At 68.1% G+C, this 13,266-nt stretch carries 12 protein-coding genes and 3 pseudogenes; 8 read left to right on the top strand and 7 right to left on the bottom strand.

What is annotated here, in order from left to right; all coding sequences use genetic code 11:
• Positions 1–681: DNA/RNA non-specific endonuclease (locus J5X86_RS36835; protein ID WP_208521009.1), on the top strand; the 681-nt coding region annotated here is incomplete at its 5' end.
• 108 nt (positions 682–789) lie between these two features.
• Here the strand turns inward: J5X86_RS36835 and J5X86_RS36830 are convergent.
• The 5 genes and pseudogenes from J5X86_RS36830 to J5X86_RS36810 form a co-directional block, all read right to left on the bottom strand.
• Entirely contained in the window at positions 790–1,659 is an 870-nt protein-coding gene (locus J5X86_RS36830; RefSeq protein WP_208521008.1) for an IS5 family transposase, read from the bottom strand.
• 673 nt (positions 1,660–2,332) lie between these two features.
• Positions 2,333–3,106, bottom strand: a complete 774-nt coding sequence (locus tag J5X86_RS36825; RefSeq protein WP_208521007.1) for a GNAT family N-acetyltransferase — start codon at positions 3,104–3,106, stop codon at positions 2,333–2,335.
• A 146-nt stretch (positions 3,107–3,252) separates the two neighbouring features.
• A pseudogene (locus J5X86_RS36820) lies at positions 3,253–3,744 on the bottom strand (nucleotidyl transferase AbiEii/AbiGii toxin family protein); the annotation flags it as partial.
• Between the two features lie 795 nt (positions 3,745–4,539).
• Positions 4,540–4,680 (bottom strand): hypothetical protein, encoded by a 141-nt coding sequence (locus tag J5X86_RS36815; RefSeq protein WP_208521006.1) that lies wholly within the window; start codon positions 4,678–4,680, stop codon positions 4,540–4,542.
• A gap of 307 nt (positions 4,681–4,987) precedes the next feature.
• The gene (locus J5X86_RS36810) at positions 4,988–5,581 is read right to left on the bottom strand and encodes a hypothetical protein (RefSeq protein ID WP_208521005.1); all 594 of its coding nucleotides are present in this window, start codon (positions 5,579–5,581) and stop codon (positions 4,988–4,990) included.
• A 229-nt stretch (positions 5,582–5,810) separates the two neighbouring features.
• Here J5X86_RS36810 and J5X86_RS36805 point away from each other — a divergent pair, with 229 nt between their 5' ends.
• Positions 5,811–6,551 carry a class I SAM-dependent methyltransferase gene (locus J5X86_RS36805; RefSeq protein ID WP_243982374.1) on the top strand — a complete coding sequence of 247 codons (741 nt, stop codon included), beginning with the start codon at positions 5,811–5,813 and terminating at the stop codon, positions 6,549–6,551.
• On the opposite strand, the pseudogene J5X86_RS36800 reads toward J5X86_RS36805, so the two are convergent.
• A pseudogene (locus tag J5X86_RS36800) lies at positions 6,524–7,345 on the bottom strand (helix-turn-helix domain-containing protein). The gene J5X86_RS36805 and the pseudogene J5X86_RS36800 overlap by 28 nt on opposite strands.
• An 86-nt stretch (positions 7,346–7,431) precedes the next feature.
• On the opposite strand from J5X86_RS36800, the pseudogene J5X86_RS36795 reads away from it, so the two are divergent.
• Positions 7,432–7,665 (top strand): annotated as a pseudogene (locus J5X86_RS36795) (Tn3 family transposase); the annotation flags it as partial.
• A 235-nt stretch (positions 7,666–7,900) separates the two neighbouring features.
• Here J5X86_RS36795 and J5X86_RS36790 read toward each other — a convergent pair.
• Positions 7,901–8,581, bottom strand: coding sequence for a nitroreductase (locus J5X86_RS36790; RefSeq protein ID WP_208521003.1), 681 nt, complete (start codon positions 8,579–8,581; stop codon positions 7,901–7,903).
• Positions 8,582–8,916: 335 nt separating this feature from the next.
• Here J5X86_RS36790 and J5X86_RS36785 point away from each other — a divergent pair, with 335 nt between their 5' ends.
• The 5 genes from J5X86_RS36785 to J5X86_RS36765 all read left to right on the top strand — a co-directional run bounded on the left by J5X86_RS36785 (position 8,917) and on the right by J5X86_RS36765 (position 13,260).
• Positions 8,917–9,636 (top strand): SDR family NAD(P)-dependent oxidoreductase, encoded by a 720-nt coding sequence (locus J5X86_RS36785; protein ID WP_208521002.1) that lies wholly within the window; start codon positions 8,917–8,919, stop codon positions 9,634–9,636.
• Between the two features lie 21 nt (positions 9,637–9,657).
• Complete coding sequence (locus J5X86_RS36780) at positions 9,658–10,392, top strand: SDR family NAD(P)-dependent oxidoreductase (RefSeq protein WP_208521001.1); 735 nt, start codon at positions 9,658–9,660, stop codon at positions 10,390–10,392.
• A 31-nt stretch (positions 10,393–10,423) separates the two neighbouring features.
• Entirely contained in the window at positions 10,424–11,296 is an 873-nt protein-coding gene (locus J5X86_RS36775) for a nitrilase-related carbon-nitrogen hydrolase (RefSeq protein ID WP_208521000.1), read from the top strand.
• A 79-nt stretch (positions 11,297–11,375) separates the two neighbouring features.
• Entirely contained in the window at positions 11,376–12,218 is an 843-nt protein-coding gene (locus tag J5X86_RS36770; protein ID WP_208520999.1) for a polysaccharide deacetylase, read from the top strand.
• Between the two features lie 10 nt (positions 12,219–12,228).
• On the top strand, positions 12,229–13,260 hold the full coding sequence (locus J5X86_RS36765) for a sugar ABC transporter substrate-binding protein (protein WP_208520998.1): 1,032 nt from the start codon (positions 12,229–12,231) through the stop codon (positions 13,258–13,260).
• Positions 13,261–13,266: the final 6 nt, after the last annotated feature.

Here is a 13,266-nt window from a genome sequence, read left to right as displayed (position 1 = left end):
GACGGCGCGAACCTCGTCGATGTGCCACGCAATGACGACTGGCGCTTCGACCCCCGCCTTCCCGAAGCCCAGCAGGCCGGCCACCCCGTCTACAAAGACAACCCCCTGGACAAAGGCCACCTGGTCCGCCGACTCGACCCGGTATGGGGCACGGAAGCCTCCACAGCGGACAGCGACACCTTCCACTACACGAACGCCGCTCCGCAGATGGACATCTTCAACCAGGGCAAGCAACTCTGGCAGGGCCTGGAGAACTTCCTGCTCGACCACGCAGAAGACTTCGACCGCAAACTGACGGTCTTCACCGGGCCGGTGCTCGAGGACTCCGATCCGCCCTACCGGGGCATCCAGGTACCGCTCCGGTTCTGGAAAGTCGCCGCGTTCATGCACGACGGGGACCTGGCGGCCACCGCCTACGTGCTGGACCAGAGTCCCGACCTCACCAAAGACGCCGCAGCCCAAGCACTCGCCAAAGCCGCACGAGCGGGAGACCCTCCCCCGCTCGGCGCCTTCCGCACCTTCCAGGTACCTGTCCTGGACATCGCCAACCTCACCGGTCTGGATCTGGGCCCACTGCCGACCGCCGACCAGCTCCCCACCGGAATGCGGGCAGCACGACGCTGGACCCTCCTGGAGTCCTACGACGACATCACCATGCCCACCTGGAAGAAGGACACATGAGGCCCCGACCGAGCTGTGGACACCGCCGTTGACGGGCGCTGCTTCTCAGGCCCGCTCGGCGGTCCGCACGCCGACCTATTCACTGAGAGGTCGTTTTCTCCCGTTGTTTCATCCTGGAATCTGCGGTTGGTGGGTCTTTGCGGGGTCGCGCCAGGAGGTGGTGTTCTCACCGGTGAGGCGGCGGGCCATGAGGTCGGTCATGGCGAGGTGGATCATGGCTTCGGAGCGGGCGGGAAGGGTTTCGTAGTCGCGGGCCAGGCGGCGGTGGAGCATCAGCCAGCCGTAGGTCCGCTCGACCGCCCAGCGTTTCGGGATCGGGGTGAACCCCCTGGTCCCGGGGGTGCGGTGGGTGATTTCGAGGTCGATGCCGAGGGCGGCGGCGTGTTCGACGAAATGTTTGCGGTAGCCGCCGTCGACCCAGACTTTGCGGATCGTGGGATGGTCCGCGGCCACCTGCTCGAGCAGGTGGGCGCCGGCCATAGAGTCCTGCACGCCGGCCGCGGTGACCAGCACGGCCAGAAGCAGTCCGAGCGTGTCGGTGATGATGCTGCGTTTCCTGCCGACGATCTTCTTGCCGGCGTCGATGCCCTGACTGGCAGCGGGAACGCTGGTGGATGTCTTGACGCTCTGCGCGTCAATGACGCATGCCGAGGGCTCGGTATTCCGGCCGCCCTGGCGTCGTACTAACTCCCGTAGCAAGCCGTTGAGCTGGGCAAAGATGCCTTCCTTCTGCCACTTGGCGAAGTAGCCGTAGACGGTTTCCCAGGGTGGGAAATCGTGCGGGAGATAGCGCCACTGCACGCCGGTGCGGTCCACGTACAGGATCGCGTTCATGATCTCGCGCAGGTCGCGTTCGGGCGGCCGGCCGAAGTCCAGCGCCCTGCCTCGGCGCTCAAAGCTCCAGGCGGTCAGCACTGGTTCGATCAACTCCCAGCGGGCGTCTGACAAATCACTCGGATACGGCCGTCGTTGCTGCATGTCCGCCCGGAGCCGAGTGCGCCCAGGCGCACAACACCGACGACGGAAGCACAGCCCCGAAGATGGGGCGTCCTGGAATGAGACAGGCATAAACCGCCTCCCGCCCCAGCTGTCACCCCACCCGGCCAACACGCCTCACCCACACCGACAGCATCACCACCATCACGACCTCACACCCCGAGAATCGTCAAATATCGGGGCATCCAAGATGAAAACGACCTCTGAGAACACCCCAATCGTGGCGGTCCTGGGCGACTCGAACTCCTGCATGCCCGGCAGACATGGGACCCTCCTGGGCCGTACCGGTGGATTGGCGAGGCACAGGCGGCGCAGGGGCCGATGTGCCAGACCGCGCAGCCGTACAGGGCAGCCGCTGCTTGGCGTTGCTGAGGTGTGGCGCTGAAGCGCTCTGTTCTCGCTGTTGGGGTGCCGGTAAGAACCGTGTCACCAGCCGCAAACGACGGTCTTGCTCCGTCGCCTGCGCAGGTCGGGGCAGTTCAGCGTGGCCGTCACTGCGGTGAGCGCGGGCGGCGTCTACAGCCCAGGTATACCCCGAGGTCGTCGAGCGGGCTCACGCCGACTTTGCCGCCCTCCAGGCCCAGGAAGTTCCTCACCCCTGCCCGGCCGAAGTGCTCCAGCCTGCGAGCGAGAAGCGTTGAGCAGGGGATACCGGCTACGGCTTGTACACGTACGGGGTCGTGGTGCTCAGAGCGGCGAAGCCGAGCCGTTGCAGGATCGGGCGGCTCTGGTCGGAGGCGTCCACCTGCAGGTAACGGTAGCCGTGCTCAGCGGCGATATTGGCGCGGTGCGCAACCAGCGCCCGGTAGATCCCCCGGCCGCGCCAGGCGGGTACGGTGCCGCCGCCCCAGAGGCTGGCGAACTCGGTGCCCGGGTGTAGTTCCATCCGCGCCCCGCAGACCGGTATGTCGCCGGCCATCGCGACGACCATGCTGACCGTCCCCGGGCTCTCGGCCAGCATGTCGAACAGGCTCGGCCGCAGCCAGTCCGTAGTCGTCTCGAACGCCCCCTCGTGCGCGGACAGCATGAGTTCTACGTCGGCCGGGGTAGTCACCGGGTGCAGCCGGACACCCTCGGGCAGCCCGCCACCATCGGGCAGGTCGGCGATCCGGGCGATCATCAGGGCCTCGTCGGGCTCAGCCTCGAACCCGGCCGCCAGCAGCAACTCGCCGAGATCCTCCGGCTGGTCGTGCGAGTAGAGCTTCCACTCGAACTCACGGCCCAGCTCGGTGAAGTACCGCACCTGCTCGGCGATCGCCGACCGCGCGGTGGCCTGGTCCAGGCTGGACCAGACGACCGCGCTCCAGCCGCCCTCGACGCCGACCTGCCGCACCACCTTGCCGACCCGCTCGACCCGGCCGGGCGCGTCGGCGAGGGTATCCCGCCGCATCTGACGGTCGAAGAGGGCGAGTACTTCAGAAGTATCCATCCGCGCATTTCAGCACGGGCGAGAGGGCTCACCAAGCGGATTTCCACCCACCTGGAAGGGGAGCCGGATCAGCGGCCGCAAAAACAACGGATATCGCTGACCTGGGGCGATGCCGTGGTTACTTTGCCGACTGCGCTGGACGGGCCGTCGCGGGCGTGGCGGCGGCCGAGTGTTTCCAGGTCTGCGGTGGTGTGGAGGCGGGAGGCGGCGTGGACGTCGATGAGGTCGCGCACGGCGCCGCGGTCGGCCAGCGCGCGTACTTTCGTGCCGATGACGTCGTCCAGGGCAAGGACGGGGCCGTGCTCGGTCACTGTGGGTGGGCGCCAGAAGGCTTCTTTGAGGATGTCGACCTCGCACTCCTCGCCGCTGGCGGGGTCGGTGACGACGAGGCGGCCGGAGAGCGGGTCCACGCCGATCTCCCGCACCTGCCAGCCGCGGTCGGTCAGCCCGGCGGTAAGGGTGCGGCCGATCTCCGCCATGGGCGCGGGGTTCTCGGTGGCGACGTCGAGGTCCTGGCTGAGCCGGTTGATCAGACCGTGCGCCTGGACGGCGTACCCGCCGGTGATGACCAGGGGGTAGGGGGTGCCGATGGCCAGGACGTCGGAGAGGAGCCGGCGGTGCAGGTCGCTGAGGTTCACGCTGCGGCTGCCGGGCGGGCGGCGGCCAACTCGGGGAAAGCCTCTTCCCACCGCCGCCTTGATCCACTGCGGCAGCCCGTCGCCACCGAAAGGAGTCGTCACAGCCGCATGTTGTCAGCAGCCACTGACAACGAGCCCGCCGGCAGCCGCCCACCCTATGACAGGTCGGCTCGGCCACTGGACCGGCCCGTGAGCCAGCCCAGTGCGCTTGATCAGTGGCGATTCCACCAGTAGGCGAGGAAGAGCAGGCCACCGCTGCTGATGGCTTGGATGGCCGTCCTGGTCAGCTCGTCCGTGGCCGTGCTGACCAGGCGGCGGAACTGACGACGCCCGCTCCTACAGCAGTGTTCTGGCTGCTCAGCGCCGAGCGGCGGACCGTCAAGGTGATCGTCAGTGGTGGACTGACAGTGGGAGCGCTTAGGCTCAGGGGAAGTGCAGATCGCGGTCTCCAATGGTCGACGGTCAGTGCTTCGCGTTGGCGGCCTCCTGTTGCGAGCAGGGGGCCGTCGCCACGTTCGGCGACAACCCGCAGGCGCCGAGGCCAGTTTGACGCACGTGTCCGACACCCCGTGCGGCTTGGGGAAGGGCAGCTGCGTCCGTTCTGGCACGAAGGGGGATTCCCGACCAGCGCGGGTAGCGGCCGAGTCATTGCTGACGCCGAATCCTTGGCGCTCCTTGATGACGTCGATCCCATGGACGACATGCAGAGCTCCTACCTGGAGTCGTCCTTAGGAGTTGTCGATCAGCACCCGCGCCGAGGGTGGCGAACCACACAGTCCCCCACGTAGATGCGCTTCACAGCGCGAAAGCTTCCTCCCCGGCGCCGGAAAGGAAGCTTTCGCGCTGCCGCCCGGGGCTCGCGCGGTGCCGCGCCGGATCACCGACCTGGGCGGAACCACCTCGTTCAACGAAGTCCAGCAGTACTTCGCCCACCATCCGACCACCTCGATCGCCCCGGCCAAGATGGGCGGAACCCTGGCCAACATCAAGGTGGTGCAGCGCCGCGTCGCCCCGACCGACGCGCCCCAGCTGCTCCAGCGGGACGAGCGCGCCCGGCTCTCAGATCGACCGGGCGCTGGTTGGTGGAAAGGCTCAGGCGGGCCTTCGCGATCGCCGATGCCCGCCCCGACCTGCTGCGCGGCGAACCCACCGCACCCGTCACCTGACCCGGGTCGCGCCACCGGCAGGAGAACGTCTCGCCAGCGATCCCAAGTAGTCGGGTTCAGCTGTACTGATGGCTTCCTCAGTGAGTGGACCGCAAAGGCTCCTGTCGCGTGAGGCAAACGAGAATGCCCACAACGACGATGGCTGCCGTGATGAGCGGGGCAGCCAGGGAGTTCGCGGGGTACAGGATCCAGGCCCACGGCTCGGGGCGACCGCCGCTCCTCCAGCCGGCCGCCGCGCACACAAGGGGCACGATGGCGACGGTGACGGCAGCGATGCGGTGGCCGAGGAAGGGAAACAGCAGCAGCGCCAGTCCGACGCATCCGGCGATGTTGCGCCCCAGTACCAAGGCGATGCTGTCAGCCCCCAGGGCATAGCAGAGGCCTGCCATCCCCGCCCCGGTGGCGGCGGCCGCCGAGCCGAGTGCGGCGTCCCACCTCCGAAGGGGCCGGCAGGCGACGCTTTCGGTGCGCAGGTCGCCGCGCCCCATTCCGTGGAGCAGCATCACCGCGGGCAGCAGCGTGATGAGGTGGCCGACAAGGAAGTGTCCGGACTGGCCGGTCAGCACGGGCACAGGGAGTTCGGCGTTGCCCATGAGCAACCCCACCGCATTGGTCACAACGAGGGACACAGTCAGTGCGGGTACGGCGCGGGCCTTGAACCACCAGATCATCCGCGGCTCCCATCGATGCCCAACCGGGGGCGCACGTTACAGGCCCGCATGGCGCGGGTGTTGCGCTCGTACCAGGCGAGCTGGGCCTGGCGGGACTGCTTGAGGACATGCTGAGCGAGGGCCAGTTCCGGCGGTGCAACCTTGTTGTGATGCGACATCCGGTCCAAATCGGCATACGCGTCCTCGTCCGAGAGGTTGCACCGCGCGGCCACCTGGCAGGATGCCGGGCATGACGACAGCCGAGGAGCAGGAGAAATACCGTCAGGCGGGCTCGTTCGGAGCCGCAGCGGACGCCTATGAGCGTGGGCGCCCGCCCTACCCGCCGGAGGCGGTGGCCTGGCTGGTGCCCGAGGACGCACGGACCGTGGTTGATCTCGGCGCAGGCACTGGCAAGCTGACCCGTGCGCTGCGGGTCCCAGGCCGGGAGGTCGTCGCGGTGGAGCCCTCCGTCGGGATGCGCGAGCGGTTCTCCCAAGTGCTCCCTGATGTGCAGGTTCTGGCAGGGACAGGGGAGTCGATCCCACTAGCGGACACGAGCGTGGACACCCTGGTCTGCGCACAGGCCTGGCACTGGGTGGACCCGGAGCGGGCGGTCCCGGAAGCTGCCCGGGTGCTGCGCCCAGGCGGGCGGCTGAGCCTGGTGTGGAACTGCCGTGACGTATCGGTGCCCTGGGTCGCAGAGCTGGACCGGATCCTGCGCGACTGCGCCGCAGCGCCGACGGAAGACCGTCAAGTGAAGTGCGTGGGCAAGCCGTTCGGTCCCGTCGAGCGTCAGGACTTCCGCTGGAGCCATCCGATGACGGCTGAAGAGGTCATGGACATGGTCGCCTCCCGCAGCTACGTGATCACTCTGGAGCCCGCAACGCGGGAGGAACTGCTGGGGCGGGTCCGCGGGCTGCTGGACGCAAAGCATCCGATGGAGATGCCCTATGTGACTGAGTGCTATCGAGCTGAGCTCGGATTGCATTGACCGGGAAGTCCGTCAAGATTGGTCAGCCCAGAGAGGGGGCGTCCGCCCCAGTCGATGTCCCTCTCGCTGCGGATGCGAGCGAGTTCGCGGCCTTGGGCGGCGAGCACGTCAGGGTGGCGGACCTTGGCGTTGCACGCCAGCGCAGGTAGCGGTGCAGGGCCCGGGTCTGCACCGCGTGGTTCGGACGGTGGGAGTTGGCGAGGCTGAACTGCCGCAGTGGCCGAAGCGGGCCTCGATCGGGTTGGCCAAGAGGCGTAGGTCGAGGTGAAGCACAGCTCGACCTTGTTCTTCTTCGCCCAGCGGTGCATGTCCGCGCTGGTTTGGGCGGAGAGGTTGTCCAGGATGACGTAGATCGGGGCGCCGTCGGGTCGGGCGGCGCGGATCGACTTCAGCGCGGCCAGACTGTTGGCGGTGCCTTTGCGACGGCGGTTGACGCCCCAGAGGGTGTCGTCGCCGATGGAGTAGCAGCCGTGGCGGGTGATGGCCGTCTGGATGACGAAGGTCTCGTCGTCATCGCCGAGCGGACGGGGACGGCCTCCCGCCCATTGAGGGTCCAGGCAAGCCAGACCGATCTCGTTGAACCGGTGGATCACCTCCCGCACCGTGTCCTAGTCGGCCCGGACCAGCTGGGCAATTACCGGACCGGTGGAAGGGACGCGGTTTCCGCCGGCGGACGCCAGCAGCATCATCGCCCGGCGGTAGCGCACCGAGCTGGTACTGCCCCGGCGCACGATCTCCTGCAGCTTCTGCCCTTCTTGATCGGTCAGTCTGCACACCCGCACAGGCTCGGCCACCACACCTCCAGCGGTCGGAACGGACGTCACCACACATCCAACCGCTCCGACCGCCACCCACGCGAACCTATGCGGCCACAACACCAGGTGCGCTCGGTCTGGCCCTCAACGCCCTCGTGCTGTTCACGACGCGGTACACGGACGCCGCGATGAACCAGCTGCGTGCGGACCGCTTCGACGTCCGCGACGAGGACGTGGCCCGCCTCTCCCCGTTCGTCCGGCACCACAGCAACATGCTCGGCCGGTACTCATTCCAACTTCCGGAGCTGACCGACGGCCTGCGTCCCCTGCGCGACAAGAACGCCACCGACGACACGTGACAGTGGACCTGGGACCGGTCCGGTTCCCAGGTCTTCCCGGGGGCCGGACCGTGGGCATGCCCGCAGGTGCCGACCCGGCCTGGCTGTGTGCATGAGTAGTGACACCGCCTGTCCGTCAGCGACGACACCACCGGGTCTCATCGGGGAGCAGTATCGACTCCTTCCGCCTCGCCCAAACCCGAGCCCGCAATGAGCGGAGCGACGACACCGACTGACGACCCGTCTGCTGTGAGGATCACCGGTCAGCGGGGCACCCTCCGATGAAGCTCACCGTTTCTGCCATGTCCGCCCGCCCGGTACGCAGCCGTGGCGCGCCTTCCTTCTCGAATCCTACCGCGACACCGCAAAACAGTACGAGTCCGTCATCGGCTCCGACAATCTGGCTGACGGTCTCGCGATACATCGTCCACATCACCTGCGGGCAGCTGTGCAACCCTTCCGACCTCAACAACAGCATGACCGTCTGCAAGTACATCCCCGCGTCCCCCCACTGCCCGGGTCCCATCGTCCGGTCGAGGTAGCAGAACAGTACGACCGGCGCCCCGAACGCCTCAGAGTTCAAGGCGGCGATCTTCGTGGGCCTGTCGGGGTCGTCGCGCTCGATTCCCAGCGCTTTGTACCGCTGGGCGGCCGCGGCGGAAAACCGGTCCAGATACGGCGAGGCCAGTTCGGCCGGGTACATCGGATACTCCCGCTCGTCACCCGAGTCTCCCGCCAGTGCCCTGGCCGTTGCACGCTTCTTCAGTTCGGCCAAGGGCTCGCCGATCACGACATACACATGCCACGGCTGGAGGTTCCCACTCGACGGAGCCCGCATCGCTGCTGCCAGCACTCGTTCGAGTACCTCTCTGGTTACCGGCTTATCGCTGAACGCCCGCACGGCCCTACGACTGTCCACGGCTTCATACACATCCACGTCTTCTCGTCCTCTCACTCCATGGCGGGCCGCGAGGGCACGAGGATGATCGTCGCACCTGGCGAGCAGACCGGGCGGAGCTTTGGTGTTGTCAAAACTGACCGACATTCCTCCGCCGACCGATCACGAAGTGCTACCGAAACTCACCTACATGCCACCCTGCGACGATCGCCCGCGGGCTGAATGGTTGACCCGTACAGATTTCGCCGGTACTTCCAGACCACGCATACGTCAATCGACCGACGCGGCTCCTCGGCGGCACTCCTACGGTTCCTGCACGGCCGGCGGACAACGGTCCCCGGCGAAGGCGCCAGAGGTGAAGGAGCCGAGACACGATGGACGATCTCACGGGCAGGGTGGCGCTGGTCACCGGTGGCGCCCAGGGCATCGGGCACGCGGTCGCGACCGCGCTGGCCGAGGCGGGGGCGGTGGTGACCGCGACCGACGTCCGCGACCAGTCCGACCTGGACGACACGATCCGTACCCGTTCGCACGACGTGACCGACGCCGGGCAGTGGGCGGAGATCGTGGCCGAGGTCGAGGACTCGTACGGATGCCTTGACATCCTCGTCAACAACGCCGGGGTCTCCGGTTACGACCAGCTCCACGAGCTCTCGCTGAGCGAGTGGAACCGCATCATCGGCATCAACCAGACCGGGGTGATGCTGGGCATGCGGCAGGCGCTCCGTCTGATGCGCCCGCGGCGTTCCGGCGTGATCGTGAACATCGCGTCGATCTGCGGGGCCTCCTCGGTCACGGGTGTCGCGGCGTATCACGCGTCCAAGCACGCCGTGCTCACGATGACCAAGAATGTTGCGGTCTCCTACGCCCGTGAGGGCATCCGCGCCAACGCCGTACTGCCGGGATGGATCCGGACGCCGCTCACCCTCGGCCAGACCGACGAGCTCAACAGGGCCTTCCTGGATGCCACTCCGATGGGTGTGGGCGGTGAGCCGCGCGACGTGGCCGCCGCCGTCTGCTTCCTGGCCTCCGACCGGGCACGTTTCGTCACCGGCGTCGACCTTCCGGTCGACGGCGGATACCTGGCCCGCTGACGTTCGAGAGAGGAGTGCGGCATGAACCGTCTCACCGGCAAGATCGCCGTCGTCACCGGCGGCGCGAGCGGTATCGGTCGGGCGACGGCCCGGCTGTTCGCCGAGGAGGGCGCGGCCGTCGTGGCCGCCGATCTGACGCGGCCCGCCACGGGCGCCGACGACCAGGACACCGACGACATCGCGCACATGGAACTGGACGTCACCGACGAGCGGTCCTGGGACCGGGTGGTCGGCGACGTGGTCGCCCGGTACGGTCACCTCGACGTTCTGGTCAACAACGCCGGTGTCATCGACTACGCCGGGATCGCCGAGCTGGAGCGCGAGGCTTGGGACCGCGTGATCGCCGTCGACCAGACCGGGGTCTTCCTGGGGATGCGTGCCGCGCTGCGCCCCATGCTCTCCCAGCGCTCCGGCTCCATCATCAACCTCTCCTCGGCCTGGGGCGTGGTCGGCTCCGAGGGCGTGGCCGCGTACCAGGCTGCCAAGGGCGCGGTGCGGGGACTGACCCGGAACGCCGCCGTCACCTACGCCCGGTCGGGCGTGCGCGTGAACACCGTCATCCCCGGCTGGGTGGCCACACCGCTCACCGACCGTCAGTCCGCTGAGAAGAACGCCGAGGTCATCGCCCTGACACCGGTCGGGTACGGCGCGGATCCCCGCGACGTCGCCTGGGGGTGTGTCTATCTCGCCAGTGACGAGGCCCGCTATGTGACCGGCAGTGAGCTGGCCGTCGACGGCGGCCTGCTCGCGCAGTGATCCCGCACCCACCCGTTTCGGGAGGTAACCCATGCCCCGCACCTTGTCCGTGTCCGCCGCGCAGTTCCAGATGCGCGCCGTGCCCTCCTTCGACGCCTTCGCCGGGCAGGTCCGTGCCCTGCTCGACCGGACGGCCGGCACGCGGCTGGTCGTCCTGCCCGAGCTGTTCACCGAGGCACTGTTCACCATCGACTCCGACTGGCGGTCGCACGAGGTGGGCCGGCTGACGCGCATAGCCGACTTCACCGATGAGTACGTCGAGCTGTTCACCGCCGAGGCCCGGGCGCGCGGCCAGTGGATCCTCGCCGGCAGCCATCTGACGGCCACCGAGCACGGCCACGAGAACATCGCCCACCTGTTCGGGCCCGGTGGGGAGGTGCACACCCACTCCAAGACCCACATCTTTCCCGCCGAGGCCGACTGGGGAACGGTGGAGGGCGACGAACTCGCCGTTCACGACGTCGACGGCGTCACCGTCGGCATCGCCATCTGCTACGAGGCCGAGATCCCCGAGGTCTGCACCGCGCTCACCGCGCTCGGGGCGGAGGTGCTGCTGACACCGTCGTACACCTTCACGGAGGCCGGTTTCTGGCGGGTCAGGCACTGCGCCGCGGCCCGAGCGATCGAGGACCAGGTGTACGTCGTGCACTGTCCCACCGTCTCCCGCCTGCCCGAGCCGCTGGCGCCCGGCTTCGGCCGCGCCTCGCTGCTCTCGCCCTGCGACCTCGCCTTCCCCGCGAACGGTGTCCTGGCAGAGGCCCGGACGAACGAGGAAGACGTCATCACCTACGAGCTCGACCTCGATCTGCTGCACCGGAACAGGGCCTCCGGCGCCGCCCCCACCCACAGGGACCGCATCCGTCGCAGGGCGCTGTACACCACGCACGCACAGCTGTCCGGCTAGGCCCCGCCCCCACCCGCCCGCACTCGCTTCGCCCCTCCGCCCCTCCCCCCTCCACCCCCGACCGGAGAGGAACCCCGTCATGCCCCTCAATCTGCCCGAAGGCAAGAAGATCGCCGTGAACATCGGCGCCGACTTCGACGCACACTCCGTGTGGATGGGTACGTTCGGCAAGACCAGCCCGAGCTATCTCTCCCGGGGCGAGTTCGGCGCCGAGGTCGGCGTCCCCCGGCTGCTCGCCCTCTTCGAGCGGTACGGCGTGCCCGGCACCTGGTGCACCCCGGTGCACTCGATGGCCACCTTCCCCGACGCCTTGCGCCGCATCGTCGACGCCGGCCAGGAGATCGCCGCCCACGGCTGTTACCACGAGGCGGTTCCCTCCCTGGACCTGGAGACCGAGGTCCGGCTGATGGAGAAGACCATCGAAGGCCACCTCAAGCATGCGGGTGTGCGGCCCCGCGGGTACCGGTCGCCGGCGTGGGACTTCACCGAGCACACCCTGGAGCTGCTGGAGAGGACGGGGTTCGACTGGGACTCCTCGCTCATGGGCCGGGACTTCCAGCCGTACCACCCGCGGCCGGTCGAGGTCCGCTGGGAGGAGGGCTCGGTCTTCGGCGCGCCGAGCCCGATCCTGGAGTTCCCGGTGTCGTGGTACCTCGACGACTTCCCGGCCGGTGAGTACATCCCCGGCGTCAACCAGGGCCTGGGCTCCAGCGAGGTCATGTTCCAGCGGTTCCAGGACCACTTCGACTACGCGTACGCCCGCGAGTCCAACCCCGTCCTCGCGATCACCGTGCATCCCCAGACGGTCGGCCGCGCCCATCACATCCTCGGGCTGGAGAGGCTGCTCGACCACATGAGCGGCCACGACGGCGTCTGGTTCGCCTCGCTCAGCGACATCTACGACACGTGGACCGAGGACTGAGCGGATCGCCATGACCACAGCACGGCTCATCGGAACCGCGGCTCTCGCCCTCACCGTCTGTGTGGCGGGCAGCGGCTGTTCGACCGGCATCGACACCGGAGCGGGCGCCTCGAAGGAGATCATCGACGCGCCCGTCTCCGACCCGGCCAAGCTGAAGATCGCCTACTTCTCGGCCGGTGCCAGCAACTCCTACCTCCAGGCGTCGATCGCCGAGGCGAAGACCGTCGCGGGGGAACTCGGGGCCCATCTGGACGTCTTCGACGGCAAGTTCAGCGCCCAGACCCAGTTCGACCAGATGCAGCAGGCGCTGACCAGCGGCAGGTACAACGCCTTCGCCGTCGAGCCCAACGACGGCAATCTGGTCTGCGACCTCCTCACCCAGGAGGCCCCGAGGAAACACGTCCTGGTGTCGGTGTTCAACCTGCCGATCTGCGGCCGGGAGACAAACCGCGGGGCCAGGACGTACCAGCCGGGCACGGTCACCTACGTGGGCGGCCAGACCCTCGACGTCTACGACTCCTGGGTCCGGAGCGTCATCGAAGCGTGCCCTCGCGGGGCGAAGGTGGGGCTGATCTCCGGACCGGACCTCAACGCCAACACGCTGTCGTTCTTCAAGGCCGCGAAGGCTTTCGGCAAGACCAGGGGATTCAAGGTGGTCGCCCGGCAGACGACCGACTACACCACGCCCAAGGCGTTCAGCGCGGCCCAGACGATGCTGCGTGCGAATCCCGGCCTCGACGTGATCATGTCCAACTTCTCGGGCATGACCCGCGGCGTCGCCGAGGCCGCGGGCGGCAAGGGCGTCAAGGTGTTCGACTTCGGCGGCGACGCGTGGGCTCTGCGGCAGATCGAGCAGGGCACGCTCGCCGGCAGCGTCATGATGCTTCCCCGTCTGGAGACCCGCAAGGCCATCGAGGCGCTCGCAGCCTACGTCAAGGGCAGGCGTGTACCGCCGTTCATCAACCTCGCCACGTCCGGTGAGCTTCCCGGTACGCCGTTCGCCACTGCGGACAACGTCGACGAGTTCACCGCGCAGTACTGACCGGGA

Origin of the sequence: Streptomyces sp. NEAU-YJ-81, from assembly GCF_017592595.1 — a bacterium.
In the GTDB taxonomy this organism is placed as follows: Bacteria; Actinomycetota; Actinomycetes; order Streptomycetales; family Streptomycetaceae; genus Streptomyces; species Streptomyces hygroscopicus_B.
This window is presented reverse-complemented; position numbering and strand designations above follow the sequence as displayed.